This is a genomic window from Streptococcus sp. 1453 (assembly GCF_013276955.1).
Taxonomy (GTDB): Bacteria; Bacillota; Bacilli; order Lactobacillales; family Streptococcaceae; genus Streptococcus.
This window is the reverse complement of record NZ_VMLZ01000022.1, coordinates 1-24,204: the sequence shown is the minus strand read 5'-3', so window position 1 is coordinate 24,204 and position 24,204 is coordinate 1. Positions and strand designations below refer to the sequence as shown.

Below are 24,204 nucleotides of genomic sequence, written 5' to 3'. Positions count from 1 at the left end.
AGAAATAGTGGTTGATGTAAATCGTTTTAAAAGTATGCAAATCACCCTAGCTTCTCCAAGTAAAGTCCGTTCATGGTCTTATGGAGAAGTCAAAAAACCTGAAACAATCAATTACCGTACCTTGAAACCAGAACGTGAAGGACTCTTTGATGAAGTTATCTTTGGTCCTACAAAAGACTGGGAATGTGCTTGTGGTAAATACAAACGCATTCGTTACAGAGGGATTGTTTGTGACCGCTGTGGGGTTGAAGTAACGCGTACGAAAGTTCGTCGTGAGCGTATGGGGCACATCGAGTTGAAAGCTCCTGTATCTCATATCTGGTACTTCAAGGGGATTCCAAGCCGTATGGGCTTGACCCTTGATATGAGCCCTCGTGCCCTCGAGGAAGTTATCTACTTTGCGGCTTATGTGGTGATTGATCCCAAGGATACACCACTTGAGCACAAGTCTATCATGACAGAGCGCGAATACCGTGAGCGCTTGCGTGAGTATGGTTATGGATCATTCGTTGCCAAGATGGGTGCCGAAGCCATCCAAGACCTTTTGAAACAAGTAGATCTTGAAAAAGAAATTGCTGAACTCAAAGAGGAGTTGAAAACAGCTACTGGACAAAAACGTGTCAAAGCCATCCGTCGTTTGGATGTTTTGGATGCCTTTTACAAGTCTGGAAACAAACCTGAATGGATGATTCTCAACATCCTTCCAGTTATTCCACCAGATCTTCGTCCAATGTTGCAGTTGGATGGTGGCCGTTTTGCTTCATCTGACTTGAATGACCTTTACCGCCGTGTTATCAACCGTAACAACCGTTTGGCTCGTTTGCTTGAGTTGAATGCACCAGGTATCATCGTTCAAAATGAGAAGCGTATGCTTCAAGAAGCGGTTGACGCTTTGATTGACAATGGTCGTCGTGGTCGTCCGATCACAGGACCAGGTAGCCGTCCACTGAAATCATTGAGCCACATGCTTAAAGGTAAACAAGGACGCTTCCGTCAAAACTTGCTCGGTAAACGTGTTGACTTCTCAGGACGTTCCGTTATCGCCGTTGGTCCAACGCTTAAGATGTACCAATGTGGTGTGCCACGTGAAATGGCGATCGAGCTCTTTAAACCATTCGTGATGCGTGAAATCGTTGCGCGTGATATCGTGCAAAACGTTAAAGCAGCTAAACGCTTGGTGGAACGTGGAGACGAACGCATCTGGGATATCCTTGAAGAAGTGATCAAAGAACACCCAGTACTTTTGAACCGCGCACCTACCCTTCACCGTTTGGGTATCCAAGCCTTCGAGCCAGTCTTGATTGATGGTAAGGCCCTTCGCTTGCACCCACTTGTCTGTGAAGCCTACAATGCTGACTTTGACGGGGACCAAATGGCCATCCACGTACCGCTTTCAGAAGAAGCCCAAGCAGAAGCTCGTATCTTGATGTTGGCTGCTGAGCACATCTTGAACCCGAAAGATGGGAAACCGGTTGTTACTCCATCTCAGGACATGGTTTTGGGTAACTACTACTTGACCATGGAAGAAGCTGGTCGTGAAGGTGAAGGAATGGTCTTCAAAGACCGTGACGAAGCTGTTATGGCTTACCGTAATGGTTATGTTCACCTCCACTCACGTGTTGGTATCGCAACAGACAGCCTCAACAAGCCTTGGACAGAAGAGCAAAAACATAAAGTCTTGCTTACCACAGTTGGTAAAATCCTCTTCAACGACATCATGCCAGAGGGACTACCATACTTGCAAGAACCAAACAATGCCAACTTGACAGAAGGCGTTCCAGCTAAATACTTCTTGCCACTTGGTGGAGATATCAAGGAAGCTATCAGCAATCTTGAACTCAACCCTCCATTCAAGAAGAAAAACCTTGGAAATATCATCGCTGAAATCTTCAAACGTTTCCGTACGACAGAAACTTCTGCCCTACTTGACCGCATGAAGAACCTCGGTTACCACCACTCAACTCTTGCAGGGTTGACAGTGGGGATTGCCGATATCCCAGTCGTTGATGACAAGGCTGAAATCATTGAAGAATCACACAAACGTGTAGAACAAATCACAAAACAATTCCGTCGTGGTATGATCACAGACGACGAGCGTTACAATGCCGTTACAGCTGAATGGCGTGCTGCCCGTGAAAAATTGGAGAAACGCTTGATTGCCAACCAAGATCCTAAGAACCCAATCGTTATGATGATGGACTCTGGAGCCCGTGGTAACATCTCAAACTTCTCACAGCTTGCCGGTATGCGTGGTCTGATGGCTGCTCCGAACGGACGTATCATGGAATTGCCAATCCTTTCAAACTTCCGTGAAGGTTTGTCAGTACTCGAAATGTTCTTCTCAACTCACGGTGCCCGTAAAGGTATGACCGATACGGCCCTTAAGACAGCCGACTCAGGTTACTTGACTCGTCGTTTGGTTGACGTTGCCCAAGACGTTATCATCCGTGAGGACGACTGTGGAACTGACCGTGGTCTCTTGATCCGTTCTATCGCAGAAGGAAAAGAGATGATAGAGTCTCTCGAGGAGCGTCTCAATGGTCGTTACACTAAGAAAACTGTTAAACATCCAGAAACTGGTGCAGTGATTATCGGTCCAAATGAATTGATTACAGAAGACAAGGCGCGTGAAATTGTTAATGCTGGTGTGGAAGAAGTGACTATCCGCTCTGTATTTACATGTAACACTCGTCATGGTGTCTGCCGTCACTGTTACGGTATCAACTTGGCTACTGGTGATGCGGTTGAAGTTGGTGAAGCAGTTGGTACAATCGCTGCCCAATCTATCGGGGAACCTGGTACACAGCTTACAATGCGTACCTTCCACACGGGTGGGGTTGCCTCAAATACCGACATCACTCAGGGTCTTCCTCGTGTCCAAGAAATCTTTGAAGCCCGCAATCCTAAAGGGGAAGCGGTTATCACAGAGGTTAAAGGACAAGTTACCGCTATCGAAGAAGACGCTTCAACTCGTACTAAGAAAGTCTTTGTTAAGGGTGAAACTGGTGAAGGCGAATATGTTGTTCCATTTACCGCTCGTATGCGTGTTGAAGTTGGGGACCAAGTAGCGCGTGGTGCTGCTCTTACAGAAGGTTCTATCCAACCAAAACGTCTCCTTGCAGTTCGTGATGTCTTGTCAGTTGAAACGTACCTTCTCGGTGAAGTACAAAAAGTTTACCGTAGCCAAGGGGTGGAAATCGGTGACAAACACATCGAGGTAATGGTTCGTCAAATGATCCGTAAAGTCCGTGTCATGGATCCAGGTGATACAGACCTTCTCATGGGTACTCTCATGGACATCAACGACTTTACAGATGCCAACAAAGATGTTCTTATCGCAGGTGGTGTTCCAGCGACAGGTCGCCCAGTCCTTATGGGAATTACCAAAGCCTCACTTGAAACCAACAGTTTCTTGTCAGCGGCTTCCTTCCAGGAAACAACTCGTGTCCTTACAGATGCGGCTATCCGTGGTAAGAAAGACCATCTCCTTGGACTTAAAGAAAATGTTATCATCGGTAAGATCATCCCAGCAGGTACTGGTATGGCCCGTTACCGTAACCTTGAACCACATGCTATCAACGAAGAAGAATACCTTAATCCTCCAGTAGAGGAAGAAGGAAATGAAGAAACAACAGAAGTAGTTGTGGATACTGCCGTTGAAACTGTGGAAGAAACAGTAGAATAAAAGAGAATGGAGAGCCTTCGGGTTCTCTTTCTCTTTTCTGAAAATTTTCTCCATTTTTCCATGAAATATGGTAAAATAATACTCAATGAAAATCAAAGAGCAAACTAGCCGCAGGTTGCTCAAAGCACTGATTTGAGGTTGTGGATAGAACTGACGAAGTCAGCTCAAAACACTGTTTTGAGGTTGTGGATAGAACTGACGAAGTCAGCTCAAAGCACTGCTTTGAGGTTGTAGATAAGACTGACGAAGTCAGTAACATATACCTACGGCAAGGCGACGTTGACGTGGTTTAAAGAGATTTTCGAAGAGTATAAAAGAAAGAAGCTGACAAAGGAGACAGGTATGGAACAAACATTTTTTATCATTAAACCAGACGGTGTAAAAAGAGGGCTAGTGGGTGAAGTATTGAAACGCATCGAACAACGTGGATTGACAATCGAAAAATTGGAGTTGCGTTCACAGGTTTCAGAAGAGTTGATTGACCAGCACTATCAGGACTTGGTTGGTCAAAGTTTTTACCCACCGATTCGTGAATTTATGACTTCAGGCCCAGTTCTTGTGGGCATTATTTCAGGTCCCAAAGTAATCGAAACTTGGCGGACTATGATGGGTGCGACTCGTCCAGAAGAAGCTTTACCAGGAACTATTCGAGGTGATTTTGCAAAAGCTGCTAGTGAAAATCAAGCTATCCAAAATGTTGTACATGGGTCAGATTCAGAAGAGTCAGCTAAGCGAGAGATTGCTCTTTGGTTTTAAGAGTCGATTGGCTCAATCAATTGGTTAAAAGCTCATTTGAATAGAAAGTATAGTCAATTAGTTTAAGATATGACGCATAATATCAAATTTTTTAGTTTTTGATATGGTGCGTTTTTTTGATTATGTGACTATTAGTCCGTCTCGTTCCGTTAGGTGCGAGACAAAAAAAACACCCGCTATGCGGGTGCGTGTCGAAGGTTATACCCAAAAAACTCCAAATGCGATACAATAAAGGTGTTCAAGCCAATTTGTAAAGCGAAAGGAGAAAAATATGGCACAAAAGGTTCTTTTGTCCTGTTCTTGTTTCAATTGACTATATTTCTATACTTTTTCTTCCTTTCTCTGTGAAAATCGCAAGTTTTTCCCACCTTTTCTCAATACTGAAACAACATCTTTCCAGAACTTCAATAATTTCTTTTTGTATTAAATTATTATTTAACTAAATCTTTGGAGGCAATACGTTTTCAAAGCTACTTTTTTACCATAGGTTTTGAGCCTTCAACACAGATTACTAAGCCAAAAATGCTCTAAATTTTTGAAATTCTAACAAATTCCACTCAACTTCATCATCATCTTTAACTTTCACAATATCTTCCTCAAAATAACATGGAATAAAGATAGTTTTCTTTTGAAACGGTTGTAGGAGGAAAATCTCTCCTACACTATTATTGATTCTGAGAGAAAATTGCAAAATATCATCTACCAAACTTTCAATTATTAAGATTTTTTGCAGTTTATCTGAATTAGAATCGCAAGGCTTCTCAATAATATAATTGTCGAATTTTTTCATTCTAACTTTCTCTTCACTATTTCTTCCTTTATCAAGAAAAAGTTACCTCAATATTGATAAAGTACAATTCTAAATTAACTCCAATTATTGATTCATGATAATATTTCAGTAACTCATCGTGCAATTAAAAACAAGGATTTTTATTTCAGACGATCCATCGTGAACACTTCATCAGCCATCTCCCAAATTGCCGGATTATGTGTTGCGATAATGATTAGCCTATTATCATCTCGAAGAGATAGCAAAATCTCCATAATCAACTGAGAGGTTGCTGGGTCTATTGAAGCTGTTGGCTCATCTGCCAGAATAAGGGGTGGATTCTTTAAGATAACTTTTGCCAAGGCAACCCGTTGCGATTCTCCGCCCGATAACTCAAAGATGCGCTTATCTAGGTCAAGATAAGCCAGGCCGACCTGTTCTAAAGCCTGCTTCTGCCTCAACCGCTGTTCCGACCGACTCAACTTTTGACCAATGAGACCTAGCTTAAGGTTTTCTTCAATACTTTGGTTTTCAATTAAGCCAAAGTTCTGGAAGAGGTAGCCCAATTCGTGACGGAAAAAATCACTCGATTTATAATTGGCCAAGTCTTTACCTCGGTAAAAAATCGTCCCATCATAAGATTCTAATTTCCCAATCATATTCATCAAGGTTGTTTTTCCGCTACCACTTGAACCAATTAAGGCATAGACTTTTCCAGCCTCAAATGTCATTGAAAGATTCGAAAATAACTCTCGTTCTCCAAAAGATTTACTCACCTGTTTAAGTTCAATCATATTAACCTCCCTTCAAAACAAGCATGGACATCTTGTTTTCTTTCTGCATTTGGACATGTAACTGTAAAAGAGATAGACCAGTAAAGAGTAACAAGACTAAGAAAGCAACTACTATCTCTACCATAAGAAATACACTCGCAACAAATCCCAGTAAAAACACACCCAGTTGAGCCAAGAGATAAGTGCGATGGATTTCTAAGAACCTGAGACCTGCAATGCGTTTGATAAAAATGGCACGTCTAAATTCTTCAAAGTAGAGCCTATTCATAGTGTTAAACAACAAGATTGAAGTTGCAATCCCAAGCACAGCTCCTGCTAGCATTACCCAACGTTCCCTCTGGATATTATCCGATAATGTGATGTAGTTGTGGTAACCTGTTTGCATTTCTGAGACCCAATTTTCAATGCCTTGTCTCTGAATAAGCTCCTGGGCATCAGACAATTGATTAAAGAGAACGTAGTTCTGTACTGCGTCTACCCAAAAGAAAATGGACTGTGGACCAGTTGATTGGGGTGTTATAACAATGATGATTGGATCTTTCAAAAACTGCTGGTAAGAAATAGGGGTCGTATTATACACAAAACGATCATGACCTGATTCCAAATAACCTACCGTAGCAGTCATTTGCTGTCGTTCATCTTGACTAGACATGCGACTGGTTAAGTCGTCTTCAAAAACAGATTTATAATGTTCTTCCTCTGAACGGAGGTGTTCAGGCAGCAATAAGACAAACTCCCCTACATCAAGGTGATTCATCTTTTGCTTAATAGTTGTATCTACAGGAATGTTTTGACGCTCCAAGTATTGCGGTGTGACGATAAGGACATTGCCATTCGGGTTGTAATCGTGCCATTCTGTAGAGGTTATAAAGTTTTTGGAGGAAGCCATGCCATTTTGCAAAGTACGGTCAATTAACTGGTGTCTAGATAAGAAAGCCTTTTGTTCTGAAACAGCCATATCCATCAATTGATACCAAGTTCTGAGTTTCCTTTGAGCTTGTTCATCAAAACCAGGACTCGTTCCTTCACGGCTGATTGATAGGGTAATCAGTTGCCTTTCCTGGCTCCAAGCCTCTTGTCCAATCCGATGCTGTTGCCAGGCTTGGGAATACTTTAAGCTACTCCCTATTCCCAGCGTTACAATAATAATCGCTAATAGTTGACCGATTAAAATCAAACTAATGATTCCTCTGACAGGCACTTGCCCTTTTATAATCTGCATCAGGTGTATCTTTTTTATCCCAACTGCGAAGAGTTGAGCGAAAAACAGGGAAATCGACAACAAGATGAGATTATAACTGAGCAAGCCTTCTCCTATGGTCATTAGGGATTGCGTTGGAAGCGACAGAATTTTTTGCATAAGAATGGCGAGCACGCCAGCTAAACTGAAACCAACAGCTATCCCTTTCAAATCCTCACCAACTGGTCTAAGGAAAATGGACCACCGTTTCTCTCCTGAAATGAGGCGAATGCCCGACGACCGTAATTGGCTAATTTGACTAATTAAAGTCAGTGCTCCAAAGGTTAAGATGAAAATCAATAAACTGATTAACTGAAATCCGTTACTAAAGATAGCCATTAACGTAGATAGTTTAGATGGAATTGTCAGGTGCATGTTAGTCAAGCCAAGTTGACTTAGCTCCTCCCTTAGCAAGTGAATATCTAGGTTTCCATCGAATATAAAATAGTTTGTTTCAACACTACTACTTTGAGCATCTTCTAGATTTTTTTCCTGTAGCCCATCAGGCAACTTTCCGTTCCCAAAGGTCGTATAAGAAAACACTGGAGTACCTTCTGAGTTAGGATCTTGGTGTTGAATCGCAATAAAGCTATCCGTTTCTTCTGCTAGTTTTTCCAAGCGTGTAGCAACATGCTGAAAAGTTGTTTCAGGGGAAGAATCACGTACAACAACGTTGGGGTAATAATGGGAGACATATGTATCAGTCCAAATGGTAAATACCCAAACAAAGAACAAACTAGCAAGCAGGTTGGATATGAGTATAAATAATTTTTTCATAGTGCATTCCTTATTCTAAAACAGAGGGCAGAAATACCCCTGACCTCTATAAACTAACAAGCTTACTAAACTATTGATAAAAGAATCTTCTTCAATTATTCTTTACCATCCCGCATCAAATGTAACTTGCTCCCCAATTATTTGGATCATGATAGCCTCCATAGGTCCACTCGCCACCACGGTGAGAAGCTACCAAAACAGGAAGAACCAAACTAAATGCCAAAACGGCAAGGGATGATGCAACTACATATTTTAATTAGAAATCTCAGTCTGAATTATAGTATCCTATTTTTTCCTCCTTTCTAACTGCACGTTCCTTTCTACAGGCAGAGACCTAATTTTATAAACTAATCTTAAATACTTTAGATTTTGTAACTCATAATTTTCAACAGTTGGTTAGCTATGAAAGCATTTTATCAAACATCTCCATTCTTATATCTATCTGGTATTGTTACAAGCTCTCATAAGAATACCTTTCTCTAAATAGTTGAATTTTAAAGTAATACGAAATCAATCAGCCTTCCCAACATCAAGATCATTGGACTTCTTTTGTGATTCTACTCGAATCTCCAATCGTTTATCCTTCTGAATAACTGTTGGTAAGGAATTGTGTTACTAAACGTAAAAACACCTAGTAATGCTAATATAGCTAATTTTTGAATTCCACGATTTTTCTTCATTCGTGAAACCCTTTTCTTTTTTATTATCCTTATTTTAACAGATATATTTTATTTAGCCAAGCGTTTTTATGTAATTTTTAACTTTTTTTAAAAAAATTACCATAGAGAATTATTTATTCCTTTAACTTGCTATTTTGAACTAAAAATTTTATAATGAAATTAAGCAAACAGGAAGGTTTATTATCTTTAATGAATACACTCGCAGAGAAATTCAGATTGAAAAGAAAAGAGTTGAGACTCTCCCAACAAACTCTTGCAGAAGGAATTTGTGAACAAGAATATGAGGTAAACTACTTTCATTTAATGGAGTTATATCAGACAAAAAATTTTGAGCATCAAGAGTTTTTATTTGGCTACATCAGAGTTCGTTACAACTACGCTCACTACCTAGTATCAAAGGAAAAATATAACGAAGCCATCCAAGAAGCTCTTGAGACGATTGAACTCTGTAAACAAAAACAGACAAGCTACCAACTGGCTCCTCTACTTATTCTTGTAGGAAATGCTGGAGCCAAATTTCTAGACAAAGAACAAGTCAAAAATTATTATATAGAAGCAAAAGAGTTATGTAAGATTTATAACAATCCTTTAATGTTGATGAAGATAGAAAATTATTTGAAGGAATTAGATACTGTTTAGTTAATCTTGACATTATAGTTTTTCTGAAACGTTAAATAACCTGTAAGGCTGATAGTGAAATGAATACTATCAGCCTTATTTCAATTTATATTCTTCCAAAATCTTTTCAAACCACGTCAGCTCTATCTGCAACCTCAAAACAGTGTCTTGAGCAACCTGTGGCTAGCTTCCTAGTTTGCTCTTTGATTTTCATTGAGTAGTAGTCTCTCATGTTTGTTTAGCGTCTAAAAGAGACATTTGAGAAGATTGGAAACAGTTCTCACTTTTCTCCGAGTATAATGATTGGTAGGAAGGGAGAGAAAAGATGAAATCAATGAGAATCTTATTTTTGTTAGCTTTAATTCAAATCAGTTTGAGTAGCTGTTTCCTATGGAAGGAATGCATCTTGTCCTTTAAACAAAGTACAGCTTTTTTCATTGGAAGTATGGTCTTCGTTTCAGGAATCTGTGCTGGAGTAAATTATCTTTATACCCGTAAGCAAGAAGTCCATAGTGTCTTAGCCAGTAAGCAGTCAGTGAAGCTTTTTTACAGTATCCTGCTCTTAATTAATTTGTTAGGAGCTGTTCTTGTACTGTCAGATAACTTGTTCATCAAAAATACGCTGCAGCAAGAATTAGTTGACTTTTTATTGCCATCCTTTTTCTTTCTATTTGGGCTAGATTTGCTGATTTTTTTACCCTTGAAAAAATACATGCGCGATTTTCTTGCTATGCTAGACAGAAAAAAGACAGTGTTGTTGACTATTTTAGCAACACTTCTCTTCTTAAGAAATCCAATGACCATTGTCTCACTTCTGATTTATATTGGACTGGGTTTGTTTTTTGCAGCCTATCTTGTCCCGAATTCTGTTAAAAAGGAAGTTTCCTTTTATGGTCATATTTTCCGAGATCTTGTATTGGTCATTGCTACGCTCATTTTCTTTTAGAGAAAGCTTGTTTTTATGGATGTTATGATGGTAATACTCTTCAAAAATCTCTTCAAACTACGTCAGCTCTATCTGCAATCTCAAAACAGTGTTTTGAGCAGCCTGCGGCTAGCTTCCTAGTTTGCTCTTTGATTTTCATTGAGTATAAGTTTAGCAGGAAAATAGACACAAAAGAAAAGTTTTTGGTATAATAAGAATATGTACACAAAAAATGAAGAAGAACTGCAAGCCTTAGGGGAGCGTTTGGGTCATTTATTAGAAAAGAATGATGTTTTAATCTTAACTGGAGAACTGGGTGCAGGTAAAACGACCTTTACTAAAGGACTTGCAAAAGGATTACAGATTTCTCAAATGATTAAAAGTCCCACCTATACTATCGTAAGAGAGTATGAAGGCAGACTGCCACTTTATCACCTAGATGTTTATCGAATTGAAGGAGATGCGGATTCTATCGACTTGGATGAGTTTCTCTTTGGTGGCGGAGTGACTGTTATTGAGTGGGGAAATCTTTTAGGTGATGCCTTACCAGATACTTATTTAGAATTGGAAATTCTAAAAGAAGAAGAGGGGCGCAGACTGAATTTCCAAGCAAAAGGTTTGCGTGTAGAAAAGCTTTTAGAGGAGCTTCAACATGGAGTATGAATTGCTCATTAGAGAAGCAGAGCCCAAAGATGCAGCTGAATTAGTGACCTTTTTAAATCGTGTAAGTTTGGAGACAGATTTTACTAGTCTGGACGGGGAAGGTATTCTATTGACAGATACTGAGATGGAGTTGTTTTTGGATAAACAGGCTCACTCAGAAAATCAAATCACTTTACTTGCCTTACTGAATGATGAAATTGCTGGTATTGTAAATATTACAGCTGACCAGCGTAAGAGAGTCCGTCATATTGGAGATCTCTTTATTGTGATTGGTAAGAAATATTGGAATAATGGATTGGGAAGTTTGTTGCTAGAAGAAGCGATAGAGTGGGCACAAGCAAGTGGCATTCTGCGTCGTCTCCAACTGACTGTCCAAACTCGTAATCAGGCTGCAGTTCATCTTTATCAAAAGCATGGCTTTATAATTGAAGGTCGCCAAGAGCGTGGGGCATATATAGAAGAAGGGAAATTTATCGATGTTTACTTGATGGGTAAACTGATCGATTAGTAGAAATATGGTTAAAAAAATTATTGGAATGGTGCTAGCTTTACTTTCTGTAACTGTAGTAGGAGCAGGTATTTTTGCTTATACTATTTATCAGCAAGGGACAGAAACCTTAGCTAAAACCTATAAAAAAATCGGCGAAGAAACCAAGGTTATTGAAGCGACTGAACCTCTAACCATTCTGTTAATGGGAGTGGACACCGGAAATGCTGAACGAACTGAAACTTGGGTCGGTAGAAGTGATAGCATGATTTTGATGACAGTGAATCCTAAAACGAAAAAAACAACGATGATGAGTTTAGAGCGGGATATTCTGACCCGCATTGAATCAGGGAATGGTCAGGCTCATGAAGCGAAACTGAATTCAGCATATGCAGATGGTGGAGCAGAGCTTGCTATAGAAACCATTCAAAAAATGATGAATATCCATATTGATCGCTATGTGATGGTCAATATGAAAGGGTTGCAAAAACTAGTGGATGCAGTAGGTGGTATTACAGTCAATAATACCCTAGGTTTCCCAATTTCTATCAGTGACCAAGAAGAATTTAATACCATTTCTATCGGTGTTGGGGAGCAACATATTGGGGGAGAAGAAGCCCTAGTCTATGCACGAATGCGTTACCAAGATCCTGAGGGGGATTATGGTCGTCAAAAACGTCAACGTGAAGTTATTCAAAAAGTCATGGAAAAAGCCCTCAGTTTAAATAGCGTTGGTCATTATCAAGAGATTCTAAAAGCTTTGAGTGACAATATGCAGACCAATATTGATTTGTCTGCAAAAAGTATCCCTAACTTGCTAGGCTATAAAGATTCATTTAAAACCATTGAAACTCAGCAGTTGCAGGGTGAAGGAGAGATGCTTCAAGGTGTTTCTTACCAGATTGTTTCGAGAGCACATATGTTGGAAATGCAAAATCTACTCCGACGTTCTTTGGGACAAGAAGAAGTCACTCAGCTTGAAACCAATGCGGTCTTATTTGAAGATTTATTTGGCAGAGCACCTGTTGGTGATGAAGAGAATTAACTTTTGATACAAATAAAAAATCAATCGTGGGAAATTTCCTGCGATTTTTTCAAAAAAATACGAATAGATAGGTAGGAGGAAACATGAAAGCAGAAATCATTGCTGTTGGAACAGAGATTTTGACAGGACAGATTGTCAACACCAATGCCCAGTTTTTATCGGAAAAACTAGCAGAGATTGGGGTAGACGTATATTTTCAGACGGCTGTGGGAGACAATGAAGCTCGTCTCTTGTCTTTGCTTGAGATTGCCAGTCAACGTAGCAGTCTGGTGATTTTGACAGGCGGTTTGGGGCCAACTGAGGACGATTTGACCAAACAAACTCTGGCTAAATTTTTAGGGAAAGAATTAGTCTTTGATCCTCAGGCGCAGGAGAAGTTGGATGTCTTTTTTGCCCAGCGACCAGACTATGCCCGAACACCGAATAATGAAAGACAAGCCCAAATTGTAGAAGGGGCGACTCCACTGCCCAACGAAACAGGACTGGCTGTGGGAGGAATATTGGAAGTCGATGGAGTGACCTACGTTGTCCTTCCAGGTCCACCAAGTGAATTGAAACCTATGGTCTTAAACCACCTTCTACCCAAGTTAATGACAGGAAGCAAGCTGTATTCCCGAGTTCTTCGTTTCTTTGGGATTGGCGAGAGCCAGTTGGTTACGATTTTGGCTGATTTAATTGATAATCAGACCGATCCTACCTTGGCACCTTATGCCAAGACAGGAGAGGTAACCTTGCGTCTGTCAACAAAGGCTAGCAGTCAAGAAGAAGCGAATCAAGTGCTGGATATCTTAGAAAACCAAATCTTGGATCGCCAGACCTTTGAAGGAATTTGTTTACGAGAACTTTGCTATGGTTATGGGGAAGAAACTAGTTTAGCCAGCATTGTGGTAGAAGAACTGAAAAAACAAGAAAAAACCATCACGGCTGCAGAGAGCTTGACGGCAGGTCTTTTCCAAGCTACCGTAGCGGATTTTTCTGGTGCTTCCAGTATATTTAAGGGTGGTTTTGTGACCTATAGCTTGGAGGAAAAATCAAAGATGTTGGATATTCCTGTTAAGGATTTGGAAGAGCAGGGTGTAGTGTCTGAATTTACAGCTCAGAAGATGGCTGAGCAGGCACGAAGCAAGACTCAATCTGATTTTGGCCTTAGTTTGACTGGAGTAGCAGGACCAGATAGCCTAGAAGGGCACCCAGCTGGGACAGTCTTCATAGGCTTGGCTCAAGAGCAAGGAACTGAGGTCATCAAGGTGAATATTGGAGGTAGAAGTCGAGCAGATGTACGTCACATTGCGGTTATGCATGCCTTTAACCTAGTTCGCAAGGCTTTATTAAGTGACTAACTTTTGATATAATAGTAGATAGGTCTAAGGACTATTAGAATGTAGGAGAATAGAATGGCGAAAAAACCAAAAAAATTAGAAGAAATTTCAAAAAAATTTGGGGCAGAACGTGAAAAAGCCTTGAATGACGCTCTTAAATTGATTGAGAAAGACTTTGGTAAGGGTTCAATTATGCGTTTGGGTGAACGCGCAGAGCAAAAGGTGCAAGTGATGAGCTCAGGCTCTTTAGCTTTGGACATTGCCCTTGGTTCAGGTGGTTATCCTAAGGGACGTATCATTGAAATTTATGGACCAGAGTCATCTGGTAAGACAACAGTTGCCCTTCATGCAGTTGCACAAGCGCAAAAAGAAGGTGGGATTGCAGCCTTTATCGATGCGGAACATGCCCTCGATCCAGCTTATGCTGCGGCTCTTGGTGTCAATATTGACGAATTGCTCTTGTCCCAACCAGACTCAGGAGAGCAAGGTCTTGAGATTGCAGGAAAATTGATTGATTCAGGTGCAGTTGATCTTGTCGTAGTCGACTCAGTTGCTGCCCTTGTCCCTCGTGCGGAAATTGATGGAGATATCGGTGATAGCCACGTTGGTTTGCAGGCTCGTATGATGAGTCAGGCCATGCGTAAACTTGGTGCTTCTATCAATAAAACCAAAACAATTGCCATCTTTATCAACCAATTGCGTGAAAAAGTTGGGGTCATGTTTGGAAATCCAGAAACAACACCTGGTGGACGTGCTCTGAAATTCTATGCTTCAGTCCGCTTGGATGTTCGTGGGAATACACAAATTAAGGGAACTGGTGACCAAAAAGAAACCAATGTCGGTAAAGAAACTAAGATTAAGGTTGTAAAAAACAAGGTAGCTCCACCATTTAAGGAAGCCGTAGTTGAAATTATGTACGGAGAAGGAATTTCTAAGACTGGTGAGCTTTTGAAGATTGCAAGCGACTTGGATATTATCAAAAAAGCAGGGGCTTGGTATTCTTACAAGGATGAAAAAATTGGGCAAGGTTCTGAGAATGCTAAGAAATACTTGGCAGATCACCCAGAAATCTTTGATGAAATTGATAAGCAAGTCCGTTCTAAATTTGGCTTGATTGATGGAGAAGAAGTTTCAGAACAAGATACTGAAAACAAAAAAGATGAAGCAGTTCAAGCAGATTCTGTGAATGAAGAAGTTACACTTGACCTAGGCGATGAACTTGAAATCGAAATTGAAGAATAAGTTGTTAAAGTAGTGGAGAAATCCGCTACTTTTTCGATTTTTGATTCAAGTTTTTAGATTATCTATAGTTTGCTGTTTCTTGTCGCTCCTCTAGAAAGCTGATATAATAGCCTTATGAATAAAAAACGAACAGTGGACCTGATACATGGTCCGATTCTTCCCTCGCTCTTAAGCTTCGCCTTTCCAATCTTGCTATCAAATATTTTTCAACAGCTCTATAACACTGCTGATGTCTTGATTGTTGGGCGTTTCCTTGGCCAAGACTCCTTGGCAGCGGTAGGGGCGACGACAGCGATTTTTGACCTAATTGTGGGTTTTACTCTTGGTGTTGGAAATGGGATGGGAATTGTTATTGCTCGCTATTATGGAGCTCGGGACTTCAAAAAAATTAAGGAGGCAGTAGCAGCCACCTGGATTTTAGGTGCTCTTTTGAGTATTGTGGTGATGCTGATGGGCTTTCTTGGTTTGTATCCTCTCTTGCAATACCTAGATACTCCTACAGAAATTCTTCCCCAATCCTATCAATATATTTCTATGATTGTGACCTGTGTTGGTGTCAGCTTTGCTTATAATCTCTTTGCAGGTTTGTTGCGGTCTATTGGGGACAGTCTAGCTGCCCTTGGATTTTTGATTTTTTCTGCCTTGGTCAATGTGGTTTTGGATCTCTATTTTATTACGCAACTGCAACTGGGGGTTCAATCTGCGGGCCTTGCTACCATCATTTCGCAGGGCTTATCAGCGATTCTTTGCTTTTATTATATCCGTAAGAGTGTGCCAGAACTTTTGCCTCAGCGCAAGCATTTCAAATGGGATAAGTCCTTGTACGCGGATCTCTTGGAGCAAGGTTTGGCTATGGGCTTGATGAGTTCAATTGTGTCCATCGGCAGTGTGATTTTACAGTCTTCTGTTAATACCTTTGGTGCTGTAATTATTAGTGCCCAGACGGCGGCTCGCCGCATTATGGCTTTCGCCCTTCTTCCGATGACCGCTATTTCTGCCTCGATGACGACCTTTGCTTCTCAGAATTTAGGTGCTAAGCGCCCAGACCGCATTGTCCAAGGTCTTCGAATCGGCAGTCGTTTAAGTATGTCCTGGGCAGTTTTTGTTTGTGTCTTCCTCTTTTTTGCCAGTCCAGCCTTGGTTTCCTTCTTGGCTAGTTCGACAGATGGTTACTTGATAGAAAATGGTAGTCTGTACTTGCAAATCAGTTCAGCCTTTTATCCTATTTTGAGTCTCTTATTGATTTATCGCAATTGTTTGCAGGGCTTGGGGCAAAAGGTTCTTCCTCTGGTTTCTAGCTTTATCGAACTAATCGGGAAAATCGCTTTTGTGGTCATGATTATCCCTTGGGCAGGCTATAAGGGAGTTATCCTTTGTGAACCCCTAATCTGGGTTGCCATGACCATTCAACTGTACTTCTCACTGTTCCGTCACCCCTTGATAAAAGAAGGCAAGGAAATATTGGTAACCAAAGTGCAATCCTAGTTGGATTTACTGAATAAAATCCATTTCCTCTAGTGAAAATCGAAAAAACTTGTGCTGTCATCTTTAGTTTGGTCTTGAAAATAGTTTAACAGACTTTTGACTTCTTTTATATGATATAATAAAGTATAGTATTTATGAAAAGGACATATAGAGACTGTAAAAATATACTTTTGAAAAGCTTTTTAGTCTGGGATGTTATTGTAGATAGAATGCAGACCTTGTCAGTCCTATTAACAGTGTCAAAATAGTACGTTTTGAAGTTCTATCTACAAGCCTAATCGTGACTAGGATTGTCTTCTTTGTAAGGTATAAATAAAGAAGTTTCTAGCTCTGGATTGTAAAAAATAAGTTATTTTAATTGATAAGGAGTAGAATATGGAAATTGATGTGAGTAAATTAAGAACAGATTTGCCTCAAGTCGGCGTGCAACCATATAGGCAAGTCCATGCCCATTCCACAGGTAACCGTAACTCAACGGTTCAAAATGAGGCTGACTACCATTACAGAAAAGATCCTGAATTGGGCTTCTTTTCTCACGTAGTTGGTAATGGTCGTGTTATGCAGGTAGGACCTGTTGATAATGGTGCCTGGGACGTTGGGGGCGGTTGGAATGCAGAAGGTTATGCACAAGTTGAACTGATTGAAAGCCATGAATCAAAAGAAGAGTTTCTGATTGACTATCGTCTCTATATCGAACTCTTACGCAATCTAGCGGATGAAGCTGGTATACCGAAAACGCTTGATACTGCTGATTTAGCAGGTATCAAAACACACGAATACTGCACCAATAACCAACCTGACAACAACTCAGATCACATTGACCCCTATCCTTATCTTGCCAAATGGGGTATTAGCCGTGAGCAGTTTAAGCAGGATATTGAAAACGGATTGACGATTGAAGCAGGATGGCAACAGAACGATACTGGCACCTGGTATGTACACTCAGACGGTTCTTATCCAAAAGATAAGTTTGAGAAAGTCAATGGTACCTGGTATTACTTTGACGGTTCAGGATATATGCTTGCAGACCGCTGGAAGAAGCACACAGACGGCAACTGGTACTGGTTTGACAAGTCAGGCGAAATGGCTACAGGCTGGAAGAAAATCGCTGAGAAGTGGTACTATTTCGATGGAGAAGGTGCTATGAAAACAGGCTGGATCAAATACAAGGAGACTTGGTACTATCTTGATAGTCAAAATGGGGACATGGTTTCTAATGCCTTTGTCAAATCAAATGATGGCTGGTATTACCTTAAAGAAGATGGCACGATAGCAGACAGACCAGAATTTACAGTCGAGCCTGAAGGCTTGATAACAGTAAAATAATAATGGAATGTCTTTCAAATCAGAACAGCGCATATTATTAGGTCTTGAAAAAGCTTAATAGTATGCGTTTTCTTGTGGAGATATTTCCTTCAATTTTTGCTACTATATTAAATAAAAATCAAAAAGCAAACTAGAAAGTTATGCTCAAATAAAATCTAAATTTGACAATGTAAACCGAGTCGGATAGCTTTAAGTACTGTTTTGAGTTTGAAGATACGATTTTTGATAGGAACTCATCAAATAGGTTTACTATCATCACTTTTGGATTTTTAAGCAGTATCAATAAATTGCTTCCTTGTTTTGTCATAATTTTTTTATTTAAAAAATTGACTTTATGACAAGGGTGTGCTATTCTTTTTATGAGAGGTGTATGAATATGATAAATGTATGTGATGTTGGAAAAAGAATAAAAGAACTTAGAATATCTTCAAATCTTACTCAAGATAAGATTGCTGAATATTTGTCTTTGAATCAAAGCATGATTGCCAAAATGGAAAAAGGTGAAAGGAATATCACGTCGGATGTTATTGAGAAACTATCTGCTCTATTTTGCTGTACGGTTGAATATCTTTTGTTTGGCGAACAAGCTGAACAACAGTGTGTCATATCGTTTAGAAAAAATAAAATAGTAGACCAAGATCTTAAAGTTTTAGCGAAAATCAATAAAATTGTATTGAATCAATTTGAGATAGATCAGCTATTGGAGACAAAATAAATGATTGATAAAATGGATTTAAGTAATAAAGCTTCAAATCTTAGAAAAAAGTTGGGAGCTGATGGTGAAGCGCCGATAGATATTTTTAAATTGGTACAAAAGATAGAAAATTTGACGCTGGTATTTTATGGACTCGGAAAGAATATTAGCGGAGTCTGTTATAAAGGAACTCAGTCCAGTCTCATTGTAATCAATTCAGACATGTCATTAGGAAGGCAAAGATTTTCTTTAGCACATGAACTGTATCATCTTTATTATGATGAGGTGAAGAAGAGTTCAGTCAGTCTTATCTTGATTGGTGAAGGAGATGAAACTGAAAGAAAAGCGGATCAGTTTGCTTCTTATTTTTTAATTTCCCCATCTTCACTGTATAGGATGGTTGAGGAAATCAGAGAAAATGCCAATAGAACTCATCTTGAAGTAGAAGATATTATAAAATTAGGTCAGTTTTATGGTATCAGTCATAAAGCTATGTTATATAGATTGCGGAATGATGGATACCTTGATGCAGAAGAAATTAAAAATATGGATATTAGTGTTATAGAGACAGCTTCAAGATTAGGCTATGATACAAGTTTATATCGTCCTTTGTCAGAAAGTAAAAAGGAAATGGTATTAGGACACTATATTAAATCGACTGAACAACTTTTAGAAAATAACAGAATTTCTCAAGGGAAGTATGAGGAACTGCTACTAGATGCTTTCAGATATGATATTGTATATGGGCTAGATGAAGAGGGGGAGTTGTCGTTTGACTAGTCGTGTATTTATTGATACAGATTGTATTTCAGCATTTTTATGGGTTGGCACTGAATATCTTTTAGAAAAGCTCTATTCGGGTAAAATTGTTATTCCACAAGAGGTGTATGATGAAATCAATATACCTACAATTCCCCACTTAAAATCTAGGATAGACCAGTTAGTAGCTAAGGGTTCGGCTGAGATTGTGAGCATAGACATTGGAACTGAAGAATACGCATTATATAGAGATTTAACAAGAAATCATGATAGTAACAAGGTTATTGGTAAGGGAGAAGCGGCTTCTATTTCCTTAGCGAAAAAGCATAATGGGATATTAGGAAGTAATAATCTAAGAGATGTTAAACCATATGTAGAAGAATTTTCTTTAGAACATATGACGACAGGAGATATACTGGTTGAAGCGTTTAAAGCGCAATTTATTACTGAACAAGAGGGCAATCATATCTGGAATAATATGCTTAAAAAGAGAAGGAAAATTGGGGCGGATTCTTTTTCAGACTATCTTCGTGGAAGTGTTCATCAAAATAGACAAAAATAAATTTGGATAAATCGAACTCACTATTCAGGAGGCATATGAGCAATTCGAAGAAGAAAAGTGTCAAATTGAGCCTATAGGAGTATAAATGTAATCGTAAGTCCTGCATAGTGGATGAGAAAAAGCTGTCCTTAAAGTTTCCCTGAACTATCAGTCGCATATTAAATGGATATGTAGGGTGATGTGAGAGGGGATAGCGAGTAGTTTTTGGTTATTTTGTCATACTGAATGATAAAATACAAGAAAAATAGTAGAATAAAGGAAAGCTTTTCTAAAAGCTTTTCTAAAATGTGTATCTCCCCACAGGATTCGTTCTTGTGGGATTTTTTTCGTTAAAGAAAGCGATAAATATTGACTTTTTTAAAGAAAGATGTCATAATTAAGTTGGAAAAAACGTAAAAGTATCACTTTTCTCGTTATCCCGACTCCCAAAACGTCGTTAAACCGCTCGGCAATCCATGGAGACATGGACACATAGTAGTAAGCACGCTATGTGGCTTGGCAGAGCTAAAAACTGTTCCCTTGCGATAAGCCTAATAAGCACAACATAGGGAGTTAGAGAAGCCGACTCTAATCATCCACTTTGGGCAGTAGTGAGAACTGCCCCGTGCTTTTTTTATTTTGAGAAAATATGGAGTTTGTCGTTGAAATTACTTGATTGTATTTTAGATTATCAAGAGAAATTCGATGGAAAAACATGTCAAGTATCAACGAATTATAAGCATTTAGAGACTTTCGAAGTAGATTTTTGCTTGACTGATTTACATCACTTATTTGGCTTGCACAAAATCACACGAGATTATGCTAGTCAAACAATACCTGCTATTCAAGCTGGTGTTTTTATTTTGGAAGAATATAAAAATAATCCCATGTACAACGATGTTATAGAAAGGATATCTTTGTATAGTTTTATCGGTGATATCTTCTATTCTAAGATAACGAGTTGTTGTATCCTAGCCAAAGATTTATCTAAAAACACTATGAAGTTGGACGTCATATTTTTTGAAGATAGAAACAAAAGATCCGCAATTTTAGGTTTACGAAGAGATAAAAGTGGAGTGTTTAAACCGGTTACTCTACATTTTACAAGCGCTAAGAAATATGCTAAAGTTCGTAAAACAGATGTGAAAGAAATTAAATGGTTATAAAAAAAACTTTTCGCAGGCTTCGGCTTGCGTTTTTTTTGTTTGATAAAATTAAAAAAATGTGCAAAAATAAGTAGAATTGAAAACAGGAAAAAACACCTCCTTTCGATTCGCCAAGCCTCTTCGCAAGGCAATGAGGGGGCGGAGAGACGCGCTCGCCAACAGAAGTATCTCATTGGAAATGTTGCTCACTTTTTTAGTGAGCTTTTTATTTAAGGAATAGGAATGAAAAATAAGAAGTTAAAATTATACTCAATGAAAATCTCTTCAAACCACGTCAGCGTCGCCTTGCAGTCTGTATTTTACTGACCAAGCTAGTGATGGACTTAGAATAGGTGATTTGGAGCGTCCTATTGGCTAGGAAATGCTGATAATAGTCCTTTGCTGAGGATAGGGTGTAACACTTAACTGTTGACCTAATTGATAGGAAGGAAATTACTATAAAATACTCAGGTTTCTATCATATATTTTGAAATACTTGTGTAATCAAAATGTAACAATATTGTAATATTGGCACAGAGGATGTTGAGCATATATAAATGTAGTATAACTCTTGTATCTTTGTTAAAAAATGGGTTGTATCAAAAGGTTTTACACATCTATGCATATATATATATATATATATATAATGTCGCTTTTTTCTTGCATTTCCTGACTCTATACTATCAGCGATGGGGTTGATTTGTATGTCAGAAGTGTTACTATATAATTGATATATTATCGTCTGTCGGCTTTTTGCGCGCTTTCTAAGCTCGAGGAAGCTCTCAGATGAGGAAAGGATTCACTTATGTTCAAGAAAAAGAATGATGGTAATGGAGAGAAAATTTTCCGTTATTCCATCCGTAAATACCATTTTGGGGCTGCTAGCGTTGCGGTTGCGGCTCTGATGTTCTTTGCAAATGGGGTGCAAGCGCAGGCACCTGCGGTATCTTCGGCAACAGCCAGTGATGTAGTTGCTGGATCTTCTGGAAATTCAGATGGGGAACCACAGGAGTCAGATGGGGAAGAGCCAGAGAAGGTCTCTCAGACTGAACCGTCGGCTGAGCTCCAGTCTACAGGGGAGTCAAAGTCTCCAGAGACTAAAACCGAGGACGCTAGTAAGGGGCAGGAAACAGCTGACCTTGCTCCGACCAAACCAGAGACGAAGCCAGTTGCTCAAGAAACTTCTCAAGGAGGAGCAGTAAAAGAGCAAGACCAGTCCACATCTGCCACTAAAACGACAGAAGCTAAATCACTCCAAGGCAATCTGCAAGCTTTGTTGGAAAAACTAACTCTTAGCTCCATGAAAGCGCTCCACGATGAAGTGGAAGCAGGTCTAGCAGCAGCTAAGGCAGTTTTGGACGACCCAAATGCGACGCAAACGCAGGTTGATGAGCAAGTAAGAGCTATGGAAGAGCTGACGAGCCGTGTCAATCAAGCCTTGAAGCCATCGCTACCAAAATTGACAGACTTGGGTGAAGCAAGTCCGACAAATAATAAGCTTGTCGAACCAAACGGAACTGCAACTGAGCAAGCAACTGGTGGAAAGCGTCGTAAAAGAGGGGGAGTGATCGAGCCTACACCAGCTGTAGACCAGACTAGCCCAGAAACTGGAGGCAACTCAGAAAAAACTGAATCTAGTGAAAAGCCTAGTCGACAAGAACTTCCAACCTATAGCAATCAGGGTGATGGAGCCTATAAACTAAAAGATGAGTTGGAATTTATCTATAAACAACTTCGAAAAGAGGGGGCTGAAGAAAGTAAAATCCAAGCAGCAAAAGCAGCAGCTGATAAGTTCAATGAAGCCTTTTCTAAAGGTGATACCATCAGCCAAGAAGATTTTGCGGCTGCCCTAGTCGACCTGAAAAAATCCCGAGACCTCATCGAAGGAGTGCTGGAAGAAAAATATGGTGAGGAAACTACAGCTGGAGGAGTAACCCCGCAACCACGTGATGGTGGCTACTCTGACTTTCGTAATGCTAACTATAGTGGAAGGTCTGCAAGGGCGGCAAGTCCCTTAGATCGGCATGAAAGTTACATTGAAAATGGTAAGTCGGGAGATAAGACCTACGATAGATACACTTATGTTTTTTTCTCTGATAAAAGACCGAGGGACAATGCGACCAGACCTGTCTCACAAGCAAAAAACTATATTCTTGCAAAAGTAACTCCTACAAATGATGGTTTCCGTTGGGAATTGAACATCAATGATGGACATAGACGAATACCTGGGACAGGTGTTTGGTTTACGATTCCTTCAGGGCAAACATACAAGCAAGGTACAGATAGTATTAGTATTCGTGGTAAAAATGGCGGCACCACTGCTGTATCTTCTAATGCAGGGGATTTACTTTCCCTTCTAAAACACCCTCGAACAAATTTTGGTAATCAGACTAAAGGAACAGTTAGTAATACCGGTATCAATAGTAGGAATAGTCCGAAATGGCTACCAGTAGCAACCTTTGATGATTTAGCTCGTCATGGTAGGGGAAGTATTCAACCATATGAGAGACGGAATGAAGATCAAGCTTTTCAGAACGAATCAAACGAAAAATTTACCCACATAAATAGTAGTGGTTCGGATTTATATTATTTCTCGCTGGGAGATAATGAAAATAGTTACAGAATAACTTTCGAGACTAGAGGGAATAACAATATCAACAAGCTTGACTATGCTGTAGGTTTGAGAGGAGCAGATGGGAACGAGGTTTTCCTTGCCAATCAGTGGCATAGTAGAACACATAATGAAGCAAAAGAAAGTGCCAAGGATGACATAGAGCAAGCGAGACGAGTAAAAAACGACTCTATTAGCAAGAATAAAAATTTATCCCAAGTGGAGCAAAATGGTGCCACTAGTAAAGTTGATATTTATGCACGGCAAGCTACAAGAGAGATTGACAATGCCGACAGCCTTATTAAGGTGGAGGATGCCTTGAGACAGGGGTTGGAAAATATCAACGGAGTGAACCCAGTCGGGAGAGAGTTGCCGAAACAAGCCCTACAACAAAAAGCGCAAGAGAAGAAAGCGGCGTTGGCGAGAGTCGAACACTTGACTACAGAAGAGTTGAACGAAGCCAATCGCAAAGTTGATGAAGCCTTAAGAAAAGCAGAGGGCGAAGTCGATAAAGCGAAAGACCAAACTGCTGTAGATACTGCGAAGACTACTGGTATTGGAGAAATCGATAAGGTTAGTGCAACCGCGACAGCCAACGCCAACGCTAAGCAAGAACTGCAAACGAAAGCGCAAGAGAAGAAAG

The 24,204-nt window shown here is 39.7% G+C and carries 18 protein-coding genes and 3 pseudogenes; 17 read left to right on the top strand and 4 right to left on the bottom strand.

The features are described from left to right. The first annotated feature begins 7 nt into the window (after window positions 1-7). The 3 genes from rpoC (at window position 8) to ndk (ending at window position 4,441) form a co-directional block, all read left to right on the top strand. The gene (gene rpoC / locus HW098_RS09610) at window positions 8-3,685 is read left to right on the top strand and encodes a DNA-directed RNA polymerase subunit beta' (RefSeq protein ID WP_000228746.1); all 3,678 of its coding nucleotides are present in this window, start codon (window positions 8-10) and stop codon (window positions 3,683-3,685) included. Window positions 3,686-3,825: 140 nt separating this feature from the next. Further along, complete coding sequence (locus HW098_RS09605; protein WP_176139958.1) at window positions 3,826-3,978, top strand: hypothetical protein; 153 nt, start codon at window positions 3,826-3,828, stop codon at window positions 3,976-3,978. Window positions 3,979-4,027: 49 nt separating this feature from the next. Next, complete coding sequence (ndk, locus tag HW098_RS09600) at window positions 4,028-4,441, top strand: nucleoside-diphosphate kinase (RefSeq protein ID WP_173212192.1); 414 nt, start codon at window positions 4,028-4,030, stop codon at window positions 4,439-4,441. Between the two features lie 511 nt (window positions 4,442-4,952). On the opposite strand, the gene HW098_RS10835 is transcribed toward ndk, so the two are convergent. The 4 genes and pseudogenes from HW098_RS10835 to HW098_RS10775 form a co-directional block, all read right to left on the bottom strand. Continuing rightward, on the bottom strand, window positions 4,953-5,231 hold the full coding sequence (locus HW098_RS10835) for a competence protein ComA (RefSeq protein WP_173212190.1): 279 nt from the start codon (window positions 5,229-5,231) through the stop codon (window positions 4,953-4,955). A gap of 140 nt (window positions 5,232-5,371) precedes the next feature. Further along, a complete protein-coding gene (locus HW098_RS09590) occupies window positions 5,372-6,004 on the bottom strand; it encodes an ABC transporter ATP-binding protein (protein WP_000571434.1) in 633 nt (210 codons plus the stop codon). A gap of 1 nt (window position 6,005) precedes the next feature. After that, entirely contained in the window at window positions 6,006-8,021 is a 2,016-nt protein-coding gene (locus HW098_RS09585; protein ID WP_176139957.1) for a DUF1430 domain-containing protein, read from the bottom strand. Window positions 8,022-8,531: 510 nt separating this feature from the next. Beyond that, window positions 8,532-8,701 (bottom strand): annotated as a pseudogene (locus HW098_RS10775) (PhrA family quorum-sensing system peptide). 141 nt (window positions 8,702-8,842) lie between these two features. Between HW098_RS10775 and HW098_RS09570 the strand changes: the two are divergent. The 14 genes and pseudogenes from HW098_RS09570 to HW098_RS09495 form a co-directional block, all read left to right on the top strand. Further along, window positions 8,843-9,340: pseudogene (locus HW098_RS09570) on the top strand (transcriptional regulator); the annotation flags it as partial. Window positions 9,341-9,644: 304 nt separating this feature from the next. Then, complete coding sequence (locus HW098_RS09560) at window positions 9,645-10,265, top strand: hypothetical protein (protein ID WP_176139956.1); 621 nt, start codon at window positions 9,645-9,647, stop codon at window positions 10,263-10,265. Between the two features lie 198 nt (window positions 10,266-10,463). Further along, window positions 10,464-10,907: a tRNA (adenosine(37)-N6)-threonylcarbamoyltransferase complex ATPase subunit type 1 TsaE gene (tsaE, locus tag HW098_RS09555; RefSeq protein ID WP_176139955.1), complete on the top strand. Its 444-nt coding sequence runs from the start codon at window positions 10,464-10,466 to the stop codon at window positions 10,905-10,907. After that, window positions 10,897-11,415: a GNAT family N-acetyltransferase gene (locus HW098_RS09550; RefSeq protein ID WP_176139954.1), complete on the top strand. Its 519-nt coding sequence runs from the start codon at window positions 10,897-10,899 to the stop codon at window positions 11,413-11,415. Before tsaE ends, HW098_RS09550 begins: the two co-directional genes overlap by 11 nt. A 7-nt stretch (window positions 11,416-11,422) precedes the next feature. After that, the gene (locus tag HW098_RS09545; RefSeq protein ID WP_173225226.1) at window positions 11,423-12,439 is read left to right on the top strand and encodes an LCP family protein; all 1,017 of its coding nucleotides are present in this window, start codon (window positions 11,423-11,425) and stop codon (window positions 12,437-12,439) included. 83 nt (window positions 12,440-12,522) lie between these two features. Next, the gene (locus tag HW098_RS09540) at window positions 12,523-13,779 is read left to right on the top strand and encodes a competence/damage-inducible protein A (protein WP_176139953.1); all 1,257 of its coding nucleotides are present in this window, start codon (window positions 12,523-12,525) and stop codon (window positions 13,777-13,779) included. A gap of 54 nt (window positions 13,780-13,833) precedes the next feature. Beyond that, the gene (recA, locus tag HW098_RS09535; protein WP_176139952.1) at window positions 13,834-15,000 is read left to right on the top strand and encodes a recombinase RecA; all 1,167 of its coding nucleotides are present in this window, start codon (window positions 13,834-13,836) and stop codon (window positions 14,998-15,000) included. 114 nt (window positions 15,001-15,114) lie between these two features. Continuing rightward, window positions 15,115-16,485, top strand: coding sequence for an MATE family efflux transporter (locus tag HW098_RS09530; protein ID WP_176139951.1), 1,371 nt, complete (start codon window positions 15,115-15,117; stop codon window positions 16,483-16,485). Window positions 16,486-16,860: 375 nt separating this feature from the next. Continuing rightward, a complete protein-coding gene (locus HW098_RS09525; protein ID WP_176139950.1) occupies window positions 16,861-17,811 on the top strand; it encodes an N-acetylmuramoyl-L-alanine amidase family protein in 951 nt (316 codons plus the stop codon). 370 nt (window positions 17,812-18,181) lie between these two features. Beyond that, a complete protein-coding gene (locus HW098_RS10770) occupies window positions 18,182-18,526 on the top strand; it encodes a helix-turn-helix transcriptional regulator (protein ID WP_001056000.1) in 345 nt (114 codons plus the stop codon). A gap of 12 nt (window positions 18,527-18,538) precedes the next feature. Continuing rightward, complete coding sequence (locus HW098_RS09515; RefSeq protein WP_306291438.1) at window positions 18,539-19,285, top strand: ImmA/IrrE family metallo-endopeptidase; 747 nt, start codon at window positions 18,539-18,541, stop codon at window positions 19,283-19,285. Then, window positions 19,278-19,700 (top strand): annotated as a pseudogene (locus HW098_RS09510) (hypothetical protein); the annotation flags it as partial. The gene HW098_RS09515 and the pseudogene HW098_RS09510, both read left to right, overlap by 8 nt. A 716-nt stretch (window positions 19,701-20,416) precedes the next feature. Beyond that, window positions 20,417-20,971 carry a PBECR4 domain-containing protein gene (locus HW098_RS09505; RefSeq protein WP_306416194.1) on the top strand — a complete coding sequence of 185 codons (555 nt, stop codon included), beginning with the start codon at window positions 20,417-20,419 and terminating at the stop codon, window positions 20,969-20,971. Between the two features lie 784 nt (window positions 20,972-21,755). Further along, the coding region (locus HW098_RS09495) for a DUF1542 domain-containing protein (RefSeq protein WP_240149486.1) at window positions 21,756-24,204 on the top strand (2,449 nt) is incomplete at its 3' end.